The sequence below is a fragment of the Cellvibrio sp. genome, from assembly GCF_053579595.1.
The window spans coordinates 1-14,127 of sequence record NZ_JBRFPI010000081.1 but is presented as its reverse complement, the minus strand read 5'-3'; the positions used below and the strand labels follow the sequence as shown (position 1 = coordinate 14,127).

General features: G+C 46.1%; 12 protein-coding genes and 1 pseudogene. 10 read left to right on the top strand and 3 right to left on the bottom strand.

The window, feature by feature from the left end; translation table 11 throughout:
• The 6 genes and pseudogenes from ACWA6V_RS07225 to ACWA6V_RS07200 all read left to right on the top strand — a co-directional run.
• Nucleotides 1-170: pseudogene (locus tag ACWA6V_RS07225) on the top strand (Tol-Pal system beta propeller repeat protein TolB); the annotation flags it as partial.
• A 43-nt stretch (nucleotides 171-213) separates the two neighbouring features.
• Nucleotides 214-678 carry a peptidoglycan-associated lipoprotein Pal gene (pal, locus tag ACWA6V_RS07220; RefSeq protein WP_310075762.1) on the top strand — a complete coding sequence of 155 codons (465 nt, stop codon included), beginning with the start codon at nucleotides 214-216 and terminating at the stop codon, nucleotides 676-678.
• 14 nt (nucleotides 679-692) lie between these two features.
• Nucleotides 693-1,442 carry a tol-pal system protein YbgF gene (gene ybgF, locus ACWA6V_RS07215; protein WP_449521846.1) on the top strand — a complete coding sequence of 250 codons (750 nt, stop codon included), beginning with the start codon at nucleotides 693-695 and terminating at the stop codon, nucleotides 1,440-1,442.
• A gap of 591 nt (nucleotides 1,443-2,033) precedes the next feature.
• Nucleotides 2,034-3,308 carry a hypothetical protein gene (locus tag ACWA6V_RS07210; protein ID WP_449521845.1) on the top strand — a complete coding sequence of 425 codons (1,275 nt, stop codon included), beginning with the start codon at nucleotides 2,034-2,036 and terminating at the stop codon, nucleotides 3,306-3,308.
• A 28-nt stretch (nucleotides 3,309-3,336) separates the two neighbouring features.
• Nucleotides 3,337-4,500: an FIST C-terminal domain-containing protein gene (locus ACWA6V_RS07205; RefSeq protein ID WP_449521844.1), complete on the top strand. Its 1,164-nt coding sequence runs from the start codon at nucleotides 3,337-3,339 to the stop codon at nucleotides 4,498-4,500.
• Between the two features lie 56 nt (nucleotides 4,501-4,556).
• Nucleotides 4,557-6,359: a putative bifunctional diguanylate cyclase/phosphodiesterase gene (locus ACWA6V_RS07200; RefSeq protein ID WP_449521843.1), complete on the top strand. Its 1,803-nt coding sequence runs from the start codon at nucleotides 4,557-4,559 to the stop codon at nucleotides 6,357-6,359.
• A gap of 34 nt (nucleotides 6,360-6,393) precedes the next feature.
• Here ACWA6V_RS07200 and ACWA6V_RS07195 read toward each other — a convergent pair whose 3' ends face one another.
• From ACWA6V_RS07195 to ACWA6V_RS07185, 3 genes are all read right to left on the bottom strand, one after another.
• Complete coding sequence (locus ACWA6V_RS07195; protein ID WP_449521842.1) at nucleotides 6,394-7,593, bottom strand: lipid A-modifier LpxR family protein; 1,200 nt, start codon at nucleotides 7,591-7,593, stop codon at nucleotides 6,394-6,396.
• A 229-nt stretch (nucleotides 7,594-7,822) separates the two neighbouring features.
• On the bottom strand, nucleotides 7,823-8,413 hold the full coding sequence (locus tag ACWA6V_RS07190; RefSeq protein ID WP_310075755.1) for a TetR/AcrR family transcriptional regulator: 591 nt from the start codon (nucleotides 8,411-8,413) through the stop codon (nucleotides 7,823-7,825).
• A gap of 155 nt (nucleotides 8,414-8,568) precedes the next feature.
• Nucleotides 8,569-9,588: a nucleoid-associated protein gene (locus tag ACWA6V_RS07185; protein WP_449521841.1), complete on the bottom strand. Its 1,020-nt coding sequence runs from the start codon at nucleotides 9,586-9,588 to the stop codon at nucleotides 8,569-8,571.
• 105 nt (nucleotides 9,589-9,693) lie between these two features.
• Between ACWA6V_RS07185 and ACWA6V_RS07180 the strand changes: the two genes are divergently transcribed.
• From ACWA6V_RS07180 to ACWA6V_RS07165, 4 genes are all read left to right on the top strand, one after another.
• Nucleotides 9,694-10,041 (top strand): RidA family protein, encoded by a 348-nt coding sequence (locus ACWA6V_RS07180; RefSeq protein ID WP_449521840.1) that lies wholly within the window; start codon nucleotides 9,694-9,696, stop codon nucleotides 10,039-10,041.
• A 72-nt stretch (nucleotides 10,042-10,113) separates the two neighbouring features.
• Nucleotides 10,114-11,304, top strand: coding sequence for a PilT/PilU family type 4a pilus ATPase (locus tag ACWA6V_RS07175; RefSeq protein WP_449521839.1), 1,191 nt, complete (start codon nucleotides 10,114-10,116; stop codon nucleotides 11,302-11,304).
• A 52-nt stretch (nucleotides 11,305-11,356) separates the two neighbouring features.
• The gene (locus tag ACWA6V_RS07170; protein ID WP_449521838.1) at nucleotides 11,357-13,843 is read left to right on the top strand and encodes a bifunctional acetate--CoA ligase family protein/GNAT family N-acetyltransferase; all 2,487 of its coding nucleotides are present in this window, start codon (nucleotides 11,357-11,359) and stop codon (nucleotides 13,841-13,843) included.
• A gap of 38 nt (nucleotides 13,844-13,881) precedes the next feature.
• A partial coding sequence (locus ACWA6V_RS07165) for a hypothetical protein (RefSeq protein ID WP_449521837.1) occupies nucleotides 13,882-14,127 on the top strand: 246 nt, incomplete at its 3' end.

The following is a 14,127-nucleotide window of genomic DNA, read 5'->3' as shown; positions in this document are numbered from 1 at the left end:
TGGATGAATCGCCTACTATAGCGCCCAATGGCGCTATGCTGATGTATGCGACTCGTTCTGGTGGTAAGGGAGTGTTGGCAGCCGTGTCTCTTGATGCGCGTGTCAAAATCCTCCAGCCCCCAAAACAAGGTGATGTGCGGGAACCCGCATGGTCGCCATTCTTTAACTAAATCCCCGTAAAACAGATCAAAACTTCATTGGAGTTACACACACATGATCACCAAAGCAATCAAGCAAGGTCTTACTTTGGCTGTTGTTATGTCTTTTCTGGTTGGCTGTTCAAGCAGCGACAATAAAGGCACTGAAACTGCAACTACCGGTACTGCTGTTACCGATACTTCATCTTCAGAAGCTACACTGTCAAACGTTGTTTACTTCGACTTCGATCAATACGCTTTGACTGCTGAAAGCCGCGCTGTTCTGTTGGCTCACGCTGACAAGCTGAAAGGTGCTTCAGTTGCAGTACGTCTGGAAGGTCATGCTGACGAGCGCGGTTCACGCGAGTACAACATGGCTCTGGGCGAAAAACGTGCTAATGCTGTTCGCGATTTCCTCGTGACCCAAGGCGTTAACGGTTCTTCTCTGGAAGTTGTTAGCTTCGGCGAAGAGCAACCAGCTGCTACCGGTAGCGACGAAGCTTCTTGGTCTCAAAACCGTCGTGTAGAAGTTAAGTACTAAGAGTCTAAGCCCGTATGCTCAAAAATCTGCTTGCTGTTGTCTTAGTTGCTTCAGCTCCAGTCTTACAGGCGCAAGTACGGGTTATTGAGTCTTCACCCCAGAGCATTCGCTCTGGGGTGGCTCAATCTGATCTGCCTGCCTCTGCTGAATCTGATGTCTATTCCCAAATTCGTGCCCTTCAAGAAGAAGTAGCGCTATTGCGTGGCCTCCTTGAGGAGCAATCCTATGAGCTGAAACAGCTCAAACAATTGCAGCTTGATAATTATATGGATCTTGACCGGCGCTTATCCGGTGGCACGCCTCCTGTAACCAGTGCTGCAAACATACAAAATATGCCCCCTATCTCTACTGCACCTGTTACAACGTCTGTTTCTGGCGCCCGGCTGACTGATACTGCCAGTGAAAGTGATGTTTACAAGGCTGCTTATGATTTGCTGAATCAAAAAGATTTTGACGGCTCAGTGGTTGCGTTTAAAGAGCATTTGAATCGTTTTCCCAACGGGGATTTTGCTAGTAACAGCCACTATTGGTTAGGCAAAATTGCCATGTTAAAAAAAGACTATGCACAAGCCAAGAGCTGGTTTACTGAGCTAATTGCAAATTTTCCCAGTGCGCCAAAAGTGCCGGATGCCCAGTTAGATTTAGGTAAGGTCTATTTTTTGATGGGCGATAAGGCAAAAGCCAAATCGTTGTTGTCAGAGGTGGCTGCTGGTAGTACTGATGCAGCTCGATTGGCGCAAAAATTCCTCAGCGATAACTTTTAATTCGTTTTAAGGTCTATCTCATTCCGAAAAAGAAAGGGGCTTCCGAATAAAAGAAGCCCCATAGCACGTCCAATATTGGATTGAGTAACCTTTGGCTACCTCAGCATCCTGCTGAAAATCCAATTCCATCAGAGACAATCCGTTTCATATTCCGTATGTGTAGATCCCGTAGCATTCCCTTATGTGTGTGTTGGGGCGACGATTAATTCCTTATCATTCCATGCCCATTGCCGCTAACTCCTGTGGCAGCTTATTCCTTTGTCATCCATTGTCTTCTCCCTGACTCGGATATCCCTTTCCACAGTCCAAGCGCATAGTCCTTTATGCCCAAGTTCCTTCTCTATGTACCTCCGTTGATCAATCCTGATCAGGTATATTGCCGTTACCTCCTTGTTGTGATCATTATCGGCTTAATGATATGGATGGAGTAGTCGCAAAAGGCTTAATTGTTTGTAGGAAATTGACTACAGTAAGATGCAGTTTTCTGTGTTCCATCTAGGCTCTCCAGGTTGTGTGGGACAATAACGCATGGGTTCATAATTACAGTACACTGCATTTAAAACAGGTTATTTTTATCGAGGTTTTTGCGTTATGTTATGTTTTCTGAAAAAGCATCAACGTGCTTTCACGGTTGTTTGCTTGTTTACCCTGATGTTGGCTGGTGCACAGGTAATGGCCGCAGAGACAGTCCTGCAGCCACTTGCCTACGAATTAAAATATCGGGTTGTAATCGACCCCTCGAAAAAAGGGGCGTTGGTGACTATGAGCATCGACAAAGGCGAGTTGCTCAAACATTTACGCTTTAATAATGACCGGGGCATTTATTCCAGTATTCGTGCAAATGGCAAAATGATTCTCAGGGATAAAAAGGTTATTTGGGATTTGCCGACAGGAAGTGCGCAGTTATCCTTTTTCGTGATGCTCACCAATGAGCGCGATCCTGGAAAATATGATGCTCTGGTGACAAAAGACTGGGCAATTTTTCGTGGTGATGATTTGATTCCTCCTGTTTATATAGATACAGGCGAGGTGATGGGCTCATATGCGAATGCCACCATGGAAGTTATTTTGCCGGAGGGGTGGGACAGCATCGAAACTGGTTGGCCAAGAAAAAAAGATAATATTTTTAGAGTAGATAATCCGGATCGCCGCTTTGATCGTCCAACAGGGTGGATGATTGCAGGTAAGGTAGGTACTCGGCGCGCGACTGTGGCCAAAACCTCAATCGCCGTCAGTGCGCCTAAAGGCGAAAGCTTCAAACGTATGGATGCATTGACGTTTTTTAATTTCGTGTGGCCGGAAGTCCATTCTGCCTTTAAAAAAACGCCAAAAAAATTATTGGTAGTAGGTGCTGGCGATCCTATGTGGCGAGGGGGTTTGTCGGCATCCAATTCACTATTTCTGCACTCGGACCGCCCCTTGGTTAGTGAAAATGGTACTAGCCCGCTATTGCACGAATTAACTCATATGGTGACTCGCATTAGTGGTGCCTCTACCGCTAACACCAATGATGATTGGATTGCTGAAGGTCTCGCAGAGTTTTACTCTTTTGAGTTGTTATATCGCGCCGATGGCATGACCAAGTCGCGACGCAGTAAGATTATTAAAAATTTGGCCAAATGGGGCGCTGACGTAAAACACCTGCGCAAAAGTAAATCTACTGGGCCGGTAACTGCGCGCGCGGTTGTGCTACTGGATGAATTGGACAAAGAAATTCGTAAGCGCAGCAATAATAAATATAGTATTGATGATGTAACACGTGATTTGATGAATATCCGTAAAGTGTCTTTGGATGACATTCGAGAAAGTGTGGAAAAGTTGATTGGTCCTAAAGTGGATGCATTGAATTCACCCTTATTAAAATAATAAAGAATCTGGATTGCGGTAATTTGTGATGGCACTGATAGATCAACACAATAATTCAAGTGCGTTACCTTCCATTTGGTTTGCTACTGATGGTACTGATGAGCAATTAAAAGAGGGGCTGGATCTTCTGGTTGCCAATGCTGCGGTCAGTATTATGGTGATTGCTTGCGGAGACAATCAGCATTCTCCACTCCAGGTGAAATTATGTTTGGGTGCTTGCACCGCGCCAATTTTTGGTGGCATTTTTCCTGGATTTTTTTTTGAGGGGAAGCGCTATGAGCGCGGTATTTTGTTGATTGGCTTTCCTTTTTCGATACAGCTAGATGTCTACGATAACCTGTCACCAGAATATCTGAAAGTAGATCAGCCCTCCTGGCAGGATGGAGAGGCAGTTGACGTTGCCGCAGATCTTATGATTTTTGTTGATTCCATGGCGAACGCAACTGAGTCATTCATAAATGCGCTTTATGAGACGATTGGTGGTGGCAATCACGTAATTGGTGGCGGGGCAGGGACTTTGGATTTTGTGCAGCGTCCGTGTTTGTTTACTCGTGCGGGCTTACTAGAAAATGCTGCTTTGGTTGTTAAATTGTCAGTTCCCCTAGGCTCTGCAGTTGATCATGGTTGGGAGGTTCTGGATGGTCCCTACCTGGTTACTGAGGCCAATGGTGCTAAGGTCAATACAATCGATTATTTGCCAGCGTTTCAAGTTTATCGGGAGAGCATTGAGCGCATAACGGATTATCGATTTAATAAAAATAATTTTTTTCAGATAGCTAAAAATTTCCCATTAGGTATTGTCGGCATTAATGAGGAAATCATGGTGCGCGATCCTGTCCGGCTTATTAAAAATGAATTGCTATGTGTTGGTTGTGTGCCGGTCAATACGATGATTTATATTCTACATGGGCGGCGGAAATTTATTATAGAGGCTGCGTGCCTGGCAGGAGAACAATCCGGAGTGAAGCTAAAAGATGCAACTACGAACCCTATGGGATTGGCGATTGTATTTGATTGTATCAGTCGGGCTCTTTATTTGGGTGATGATTTTTCTGAAGAGTTACTGGCGTTAAACGCTGGTATAGGTGAAGGAAAAAAGACTGTTGGAATTTTGTCGATTGGTGAAATTGCCAATACAGATAGAGGTACCATTAATTTATTAAATAAATCTATAGTGGTAGGGCAAATTTAGCGATTACTTTTATGAAAAAAGCATTGCAGATAATATCGATACAACACGAACTTGCTATGTCCATAGGTAACGATCTTAAGCTTATGGAAATGTTGCGCATTTTTATGCGCGTTAGCATGTCTCGTCTGGATCTTAGTAGTGTGCATGTTTTTTTGTATTGTGATGAGACAGGGTCGCCTGCTTATGCCGATTTTTCAGGGAAGTCATTAGTGGTAGATCATTATCTGAGTATCCCGACCCAGTATTTGGGTTGCCCCTGGCAGGAGAGTCTGGCTTTACAATCGATGGTGGCCCAGCATCTGGAATCCAAAGGCTTTGTTTCTATTATTTCGTTGGCAGAAAAAAAGTACCATTGTTTTTCGCTACCTGCGCATGGGGTAATAGTATTTGAAGGTATTTATGAGTTGGATGCTGTTGTTCAAAAATCATTGGATCCCATTTTTAAAAAATTAGCCTTGAGTTGCTATGCGTGTATTGCGCACCAAACCTTATTGAAAGAGATGGCTGCACGTCGAGTTGCCGAAGAGACTATTGCCTATCAGGCCGCGCATGATGAGTTAACGGAATTGGCTAACCGCCGAAAATTAACTGAAAAACTGGAAGAGTCTCTAGCCCATTGTCGGCACCATAAGAAGTTCGGAGCTTTGTTGTTTATCGATTTAAATCAGTTTAAATCGATAAATGATGTGATGGGTCATGATGTTGGCGATAAAATTTTACAAGAAGTTGCCCAACGCTTACTCAGTATTACGCGCACCAAAGATACAGTGGCACGGTTTGGTGGCGATGAATTTGTTATTCTATTGCCGGATTTGGGGCGCAATCGTGATGAAGCTGAATTGATTGTGTGTGGCACTGCTGCGCGTATTCACGATGCAGTTGAATTACCCTTTGATCTGTCCGGCGTTGGTTATAACATTAGCTGTAGCATGGGTTACGAGATTTTCCCCAATCTTGATGAGTCTTATAGCGATATCGTTAAAAATGCTGATTTGGCGATGTACGAAGCTAAGGTGATGCGTCAACGGGTTGCCCTGGCTTACCATCCCGCTATGTCGGAAAAACACAATACGCGTTTGGCTTATGCATCGGATTTAAAGGCAGCGCTAAAAAATAATGAATTCGAACTTTTCTACCAGCCACAATTTAATTGTGCCCATGAAATTATTGGCGCTGAGGCCCTGTTGCGCTGGCACAATCCAAAATATCAATTTGAATCACCCGCTGTATACATCCCGATTGCAGAAGACAGTGATTTGATTTTGGAAATTGGCGATTGGGTCTTAAATGAAGCTTGTCGTCATTTGAAAGTTTTGCAAGTTCACGGATTACTTGATGGGTTTAAAAAATTATCGATAAATGTCAGTGGCAAGCAACTTACCCAACAGGATTTTTTCGCGCGTATCTGTCAAGCACTTGCCACAGCAGATGCTCCACCGAGCAATTTGGCCATTGAAATTACCGAAAACGTATTGGTAAGTGGCATTAACCAGGCGATGACCTTGATGTCAGACTTACACGCAATTGGCGTAGAGTGCTCGATTGATGATTTTGGTACAGGTTACTCGTCCCTGGCTTACTTGAAACGCTTTCCCGCCCGCATGATAAAAATTGATCGCTCATTTGTACGCGATATCCATAGCGATGCTGAGAGCCGTTCAATCGCCCGTATGATTATCGCTTTGGGCGATAATCTGGATATGGAAATTCTGGCTGAAGGTGTGGAAACTCAGGAAGAACTAGTCTGTTTGCAAGAGTTGGGCTGCCAACAATATCAGGGATACTATTTTTCGCGTCCGGTGCCCTTTGAAAATTTACTTGCGATGTTACATCAACCACAAGTCGAAGAAGTCGAATAAATACACACGGCGTTAAGGCGCATTTACTTCCCTGTTAAATGCTCCGTGCGATAATAATTCCCCCCCACAACAAATTGCGGTCACCTGCGCCTTCTTCAATTTCCGAACTGTGTCCGCGCAATACATAACTAATGCGATAACCTTGTTTGAATGCAAAGGTGTAGCCCGCCCAAGCCTCAACCAACACTGGATTTAATTGATGGTGTTCATAAGTTACGGCGCTGTCGCGAAATTGTCCTTGTAAAAATGCATTGTACGCACGTGCTTTAACGGCAACTCCCGCCCAAAAATAACGCTCACTAACGGATTTTGCGTTGCTGGAATAAGATGACTTTTCACCGTAGCTGGCCAGTTCAGGATTAAACGAAGACCATGGGCTATGAATTCTGCCGGTGCGCATACTCAGGCTCCAGCTTGCTTCAGTCAGATAGCCCACAGATGCTTGCACAGTACTTTTTACTTCGACATTTTCTGAAAAACTATCGAAATATTTTTGCCGGGCAATTACATAACGGCCAGTTAATTCTCCACCCTCACTAATTTGGTTATCCCAGCCCTGCGCTGTCTTACCGTTAGTACCTTGATGCGCGATATTTTGTAATTCACCAACCAGCCCCAAACCTAACACCCCAACAGTAAGAGTACTTTTCCAGGCTATGTTATCCACCAAATCCACCTGTTCACGCGAGCTGGATAGATAAACCAGGCTAGCATAGGGGCGATCATCTGCATTAGCTTCGCTTACCGTAATATCTTCAGGCGTAAAACCAAACGCACCAATTTCACGGCTAAAGGTTTCCTGGGTGCTTAACGACGAATGTTCAAAACCAATCAAACTATCTATTGCAACTAATGGCTCATTTAAGGCGAGGCTAGCCGCGCGGGCACTTGCACCTGTTTGGGTAAAATTGAGCCCATAGGTGTAATCCTGATCGCGGTGGCCCGGTACCAATACATCGTTATCAAATGCAAAAGCCCAACTGCTAGTGGGTTTGGCTGGTTGGTCTTGCAGGTGCAATAGCGGTTGTTTTTCATCGTCCACCAAGGCTGCGACTTGTAACCATTCAGGCTGTTGTTGCGCGAGATAGGCTTCTTGTCCTGCCCAGGTAACGCTGCTGACGCTAGCCAACAACGCTATAGCAATGGCTTGGGGTGCCAAAGACTTTGTCAGCCAGAGCCAGGTTTTTGAGTAGAAATTCCCGTTGGAATTTCTGTGTTTTTCTTGCTGGTGCATAGTGGTAACTCCTTCTTTCGTTGTTACCTGTGTTGTTGTAGGTACTGCATTTTGTGGCGCCTCTATAAACATTAAGTGACCAGTCGTCTTGTTTTTGATGCAAAAAATAGGCGAACAAGGCCGCCTAAAAAGAGATTGGTAAAATCTCTTCGCAATTAAAACTGACTGGTCATCTTATTTTTATGGAACAAAAAAGCCATGGAGGCGTTTTTGCGAGGAGCGGTAAGGGTTAAGCCTGGGGCTTGGCAAAGAGTTCGGGTAGTACGGTTAAAAATGCATTGAGTGGTTCACGGCATTTGGATGCTTTCATGCGCATCAGTGTCCCTTCCCAGGCGTTGAATAAAAACTCTGCCAAAATCGGGGAGGGGAGCTGGCTTTTCAGGCCATCTTTAAGCCGTGCTTCTTCCAATACATCTTCAATTGACTGGGTGCTGTTGCGCAGCATCTGGCGAACTTTGATGCGTATTGCCTCGCTGGATTCAGACATCTCCTGGCACATATTGCCAAGAAAGCAGCCGCCGTTGAGGTTTTCTTCGCAGCCGCCGATATTGTCTACAAAAAAGCGGGTCAGACGCTCCTGTGGACAAATACTGCGGTCGCTGAGCAAATGGCGATTCTGGATCATGCGCTCTTCGGTCACTTTCTCCAGCGCTTCAATTGCAAAATCTTCTTTGCTTTTGAAGTAGGTATAGAAAGAACCTTTGGGCACATTGGCCGCATTGACTATGTCCTGGATACTGGTGCCATTGTAGCCACGGGTGGCCATAACTTTCAGGCCGGCATCCAGAAGATGATCTTTTTTCAGTTCGCGTTTGCTCATGGTATAAATATATGACCGGTCGTCTGCTTTTGCAAGCATGAGTTTAGTTTATGTAGTTATAGGGAGTGCGATTTTCGTTATAGCTGGATATAGATAGATCAAGCTTGCACCATTTATGCAGGTCATCTCGACCGTTATTGTTGTTTTTGGATTGATTAGTGTGATTCTTTCAAATGTTTGATCAAGCGTGCTTTCAGTGACGATGGCAGGTTTTTAATCGTCAGCACATCATTTGCTGCATCATACTCGATTTCCCGTCCGAGGCACTCAGAGGCGAAACTCATACTCAATGAATCATTGCGGCCACTGATACGCACGTAGCTGCGGATTTGCCCGGCGTGGGGAATAAATTCGGGCTTGAGATCCGGTTTGCTGTTTTCCACATAGCGTACAAACCGCTCCGGCTCATAACTCTTAACCTCTTCGGCGAGGTTGCTGGAGAGCGCGGCAATCGTAACTGGTTTGCCGGCTTTGTTTTGCTCCAGGCAGTAATCAACCACTTTAGTGCGTGTAATCTTGGCGGTGTTCTCATCGAGTGTTTGGCTGAAGTTATCGACGATCTGCAAAAACTCCGCGGTTTCCTGTTTGATGTCCTGCTTGTCGGTAAAAGCGATGAACTGGGTAAAGGCGTCAGCGATATCTTTATCGCTGCGTGAACGCATCAGCGTCAAATAGGTATTTGAGTCGCCCGAGGTCCAATCATTCAGTTGGATTTTAGCGGCGAGATTAAATCCGCTGGTGTCGAGAAAGAGTGAACCATCTACCGCTAACTCACTATCCAGATAGAGCCCGCTTTGGTGTTCCACCAAATACACACTCAGCGTATCGCCGATTTCCAGCTTCTCTTCTACGAAAAATACATAGGCATCCAGCAGCGATTCGGCCTTCTCCAATGCTTGCTGGAATTGCTGCATCGCTTTATGGGTGAAGCTGATAAAGCTCAAGCGCTCTTCGCGAGAATCGCGCAGCCAGGCGGGTAAGGGGAACTCGCCCAGCTCATCCGAGAAGCGCCCGTAACTTTTGCCGCCTTTGCGTATAAATTGGGTTTTCAATTCATAGGCCAGCTCTTCCAATTTGCCGTCACTGGCAAAGGCCTCATCGCGCAACTGCAATTCAAAGGCGCTCCCGGGCGAGTGACGGTAAATACGATGTGCAATGATGGACGTTAATGCCATGAATCGGGTCGCTTTATGGTGGGTGATTAAAATTGGGTGAAGCGCAAAAGGCGGCTATTATAGGCGCCAGATTCCATTTGCAAACACCTTATCGGAAAACCCTGCATGAATATTCAACGTTTGAATCCGGTACCGCGCTGGTCGGATGCTACTGTGTATCGCGGCATCGCCCATTTTGTCGAAGTCCCCAACAATACTGATTGCGCGATGGATGAGCAGATTGCACAAATCCTGACGCAAGCGGAAGTGACTTTGGCTGCGATCGGCAGCGATAAATCCCGCTTGCTCTCTGCCACTATCTACATCACCCATAAAGAAAATGTGCCTGCACTGAATCGAGCCTGGGAGGCGTGGTTGCCGGCCGGTTGTGCGCCGTCACGTGCCTGCGTAAAAGTGGAATTGCTCGATCCGGCAATGTTGGTAGAGATTGCATTTGTTGCGGCGGTTGATTAGCAATTCTTACCGTTCGTATTGGGTAATCCTGACTATACTCCTCCTATTGTTTTGTCTTCGCAGGAGTAATCTATGGCAACCCCAATCGACCAGTATTTAAATGTGCTCGCTAAAAAAGACGGATCGGATTTATATCTGAGTACCGGTGCGCCACCCTGCGCAAAATTTCAGGGTGTATTAAAACCATTGGCAACTGAACCCTTTAAACCGGGGGAGATTGAGGCAATCGCCAATGCGATTATGGATGACGAGCAGCGCGGTATTTTTGCGCATGAATTGGAAATGAATCTCGCGATTTCCATTCACGGTGTTGGCCGCTTCCGCATCAATATTTTTAAGCAGCGCAATGAAGTGGCAATAGTCGCGCGCAATATCAAAACCGATATTCCTCAATTTGATGCCCTGGGTCTGCCGGAAGTTTTAAAAGATGTGATCATGACCAAGCGTGGCCTGGTGTTATTCGTCGGGGGCACCGGCTCGGGTAAATCTACATCGCTCGCTGCCTTGATCGATCATCGCAACTCATCGAGCGGCGGCCATATTATTACTATTGAAGACCCCGTTGAATTTGTACACAAACACAAGCGCAGCGTGATTAACCAGCGCGAAGTGGGCGTGGATACGCGCAGTTACAAAGCCGCGTTAAAAAATACCTTGCGCCAGGCGCCGGATGTGATTTTAATCGGTGAAATCCGCGACCGCGAAACCATGGAACATGCGCTTGAATTTGCGGAAACCGGTCACTTGGCAATTTCAACGCTGCACGCCAATAATTCCAATCAGGCACTGGAGCGGATTATCAATCTATTTCCGGAAGAGCGCCGCCCGCAATTGTTAATGGGCTTGTCACAAAATTTACGCGCATTTGTATCGCAGAGATTATTGCCTACTGTTGATGGAAAACGTTGCGGTGCAGTAGAAGTATTACTCGGCACTAAAACCATTCAGGAATTAATTTTAAAAAGCCGTCTTACCGAAATTAAAGAGATTATGGAGAAATCTGAAAATCTCGGCATGCAAACATTCGATGGTGCGATTTTCAAATTGTATATGGCAGGTAAGGTGAGTTTCGATGATGCTATAGCTAATGCAGATTCGCCCAATAATTTACGCCTGCGTATAAAGCTGGCAACCGATGGTGTGGCTGTCCCTAAAGCAGAAGCTGTTGCCGCAGCTGCACCGCAAGCGCAGCCAAAAACTCCTCCGACCAGTTTTGGCGAGTTGAGTTTGCAAAAAATAGATGACGATGATGAAAATGTGTAGCCGTAACAACCGCTATGCAAAAAACTATGGCAGTGAAAATGACGGTTAGCGTATGACGGTAAAGAATGTTGAGCAATTATTAAAACCTCATTCAATTGCGGTCATAGGTGCTTCTAACCAGCCCAATCGCCCGGGCAATGCGGTGATGCGCAATTTGTTGCAAGGGCAGTTTGATGGGCCGATCATGCCGGTTACACCGCACTATAAATCAGTGAATGGAGTCCTGGCTTATCGCTCAATTGAGGAATTGCCGATTGTTCCCGATCTCGCGATTATTTGTACGCGCGCAACCCGTGTGCCAGCAATTATTTTGCAGTTGGGCAGAAAGGGCACGCGCAATGCGATTGTCATTGCCGCGGGGTTAGACAATTTATTTACCGCGCAAGGCACTAACCTGCAAGAGCAAATGCTCGCTATTGCCAAAGAGTGGGGCGTGAGGATTCTCGGGCCGGATTCGCTTGGAATTATTATTCCGGAATTAGGTTTGAATGCGAGCTATGCACATATCAATGCATTGCCGGGAAAAATTGCCGTTGTTTCACAATCCTCCGCCGTGTGCGTGACTTTGTTGGATTGGGCGCGCCGTCGCCGTATTGGTTTTTCGCAGTTTATTTCGCTCGGCGAAGGTATGGATATCGATTTTGATGAGATCCTCGATTACCTCGGGCGCGATGCAAAAACCTCGGCGATATTATTGTATATCGATGCAATCCACGATGGCCGCGCATTTATGTCTGCTGCCCGCGCTGCGTCCTTCAATAAACCCATCCTGGTCATTAAGGCGGGAATTTATTCTGAAAGCAGTGCGCTCACCTCGCGCTTACCTGCAGAAAAAATTGGCAACGACGCCGTTTATGATGCGGCTTTCCGTCGCGCGGGTATGCTGCGTGTGGGCGACTTGCGTGAATTGCTCGCGGCGGTAGAAACGCTTGCCAATGGCAAACCCATTTATAGCGAGCAGCTGGTGATTATTGCCAATGGCAATGGCCCCAGCGCTATGGCAGTGGATGCATTATTGCAGCGCGGTGGACGGCTCGCATCTCTGGATGAAAAAGTTGTACAGCAATTAAAACCGCTAATTCATTCCGGTGGCCGCGCGACTAATCCCATTAATGTGTTGGGTGATGCATCGCCTGAAACCTATCAGCAAGTCTTGCAAGTATTATTGCAGAGCAACAGTGTCGATAATATTTTGATTATGCAAGCACCTTCTGCCTTAACGCCGGGCGAAGTCTATGCTGATGCGGTGATCAATACCTATAAAAATTATGCTGGGCGAAAACCGAATATATTTGCTAATTGGATGGGTGAAGATGCCGCGCAAAATGCGCGTCTGCGTTTTGCCGATGCGAGTATCGCTTCCTTTCGTACCCCTGAAGGCGCTGTCGGCGCATTTATGCATATGGTTCAATATCGCCGTAACCAAAAATTATTATCCGAAACACCTGATTCGATTAGCGATAAAGTTCCCTATCAACCGCAACAGGCGCAGGCGATTATTGCACGGGCTCTTGTTGAAGAACGCAACCAATTAACATCTGCAGAATCAATTGCATTGCTCAATGATTATGGAATTAACACTTTTACTGAAATAGAAAGTGCACCTGCGACTGCAACCCATTCACAGCGCAAAGGAGCACATCCATTGCGTATCCAGGTGCAAATTGACCCGGTGTTTGGCCCGGTCATTTTATTGGGGGAGGCGGCGAGTCACTGGAGTGTGCGGCGCAATGCAGTCGTTGCATTGCCGCCATTAAATATGGCGCTGGCGCGCTATATGGTGATACAGGCGCTCGCCGAAGGAAAAATTCGCGAGCGCGAATTGTATGTGCCGCTCGATATGCCGGCGCTCTGCTTATTACTGACCCAAATCAGCCAGATAGTGATTGATCATCCATCGCTGCGTAATTTATTGATCAACCCTGTATTGGTCGCGGGCGATGAAATCCGCGTATTGGACGTGAATGTGGAAATCAGCGCAGGCAAAAATGCTTATCCACTGGCAATCCGGCCTTATCCAAAAGAATTGGAAGAGCCATTTACTTTGCGCAACCAGCGCCAGGTATTATTGCGTCCGATTCGCCCCGAAGATGAGTTAAATTTACAAGCCTTTGATAATTCGCAGAGTAAAGAAGATAGGTACAAGCGATATTTTGCCGAGCTGCCGCAATTTTCCCACGAACAATTGGCGCGCTTAACGCAAATTGATTACGCACGTGAAATGGCGTTTATTGCAGTAGCGCATAATAACCAAAGGCAAGAAGAAATTTTGGGCGTCGTGCGGGTACAAATAGATCCTGATAATACCCAGGCCGAATTCGCGATGGCGGTACGCAGTGAATTAAAAGGGATTGGTTTAGGCGCGCGGTTATTGCAGAAAATGATCGACTACTGTCGCCTGCAGGGAACGAGAACATTAATGGGCTGTACCATGTTAGAAAACTCTGGGATGGCGAATCTTGCACGAAAATTGGGTTTTACAGTGAAATTCAATCGCGATGATGGCTTGATTGATATGAAATTGGATTTGCTTCCATGAAGTACTATTGTCGCCAACCCAAGACATGCAGAGTGATTATGCTAGTAAAAACGAAACTATGGATTTACGTTGCATCGATAACATTACTGTTGACGAGTTTGGGCGCTATGGCAAATACGCTGACGGTCGGTGTGATAGGTCGCTCCAATACGGAGGGTTTGGATATAACCGTCTATTACGAAGACGTAATTCGCCTGGCATTGGAGAAAACGCGCGCGAGCCACGGCGATTTTGTGATTCGTCAGCACTCATTTGAATCCAGTGTTAATCGCATAAAAGCGATG

Coding starts and splice junctions, on each gene's coding strand:
- pal (WP_310075762.1), top strand. CDS start 214: ATGATCACCAAAGCAATCAAGCAAGGTCTTACTTTGGCTGTTGTTATG.
- ybgF (WP_449521846.1), top strand. CDS start 693: ATGCTCAAAAATCTGCTTGCTGTTGTCTTAGTTGCTTCAGCTCCAGTC.
- ACWA6V_RS07210 (WP_449521845.1), top strand. CDS start 2,034: ATGTTATGTTTTCTGAAAAAGCATCAACGTGCTTTCACGGTTGTTTGC.
- ACWA6V_RS07205 (WP_449521844.1), top strand. CDS start 3,337: ATGGCACTGATAGATCAACACAATAATTCAAGTGCGTTACCTTCCATT.
- ACWA6V_RS07200 (WP_449521843.1), top strand. CDS start 4,557: ATGTCCATAGGTAACGATCTTAAGCTTATGGAAATGTTGCGCATTTTT.
- ACWA6V_RS07195 (WP_449521842.1), bottom strand. CDS start 7,593: ATGCACCAGCAAGAAAAACACAGAAATTCCAACGGGAATTTCTACTCA.
- ACWA6V_RS07190 (WP_310075755.1), bottom strand. CDS start 8,413: ATGAGCAAACGCGAACTGAAAAAAGATCATCTTCTGGATGCCGGCCTG.
- ACWA6V_RS07185 (WP_449521841.1), bottom strand. CDS start 9,588: ATGGCATTAACGTCCATCATTGCACATCGTATTTACCGTCACTCGCCC.
- ACWA6V_RS07180 (WP_449521840.1), top strand. CDS start 9,694: ATGAATATTCAACGTTTGAATCCGGTACCGCGCTGGTCGGATGCTACT.
- ACWA6V_RS07175 (WP_449521839.1), top strand. CDS start 10,114: ATGGCAACCCCAATCGACCAGTATTTAAATGTGCTCGCTAAAAAAGAC.
- ACWA6V_RS07170 (WP_449521838.1), top strand. CDS start 11,357: ATGACGGTAAAGAATGTTGAGCAATTATTAAAACCTCATTCAATTGCG.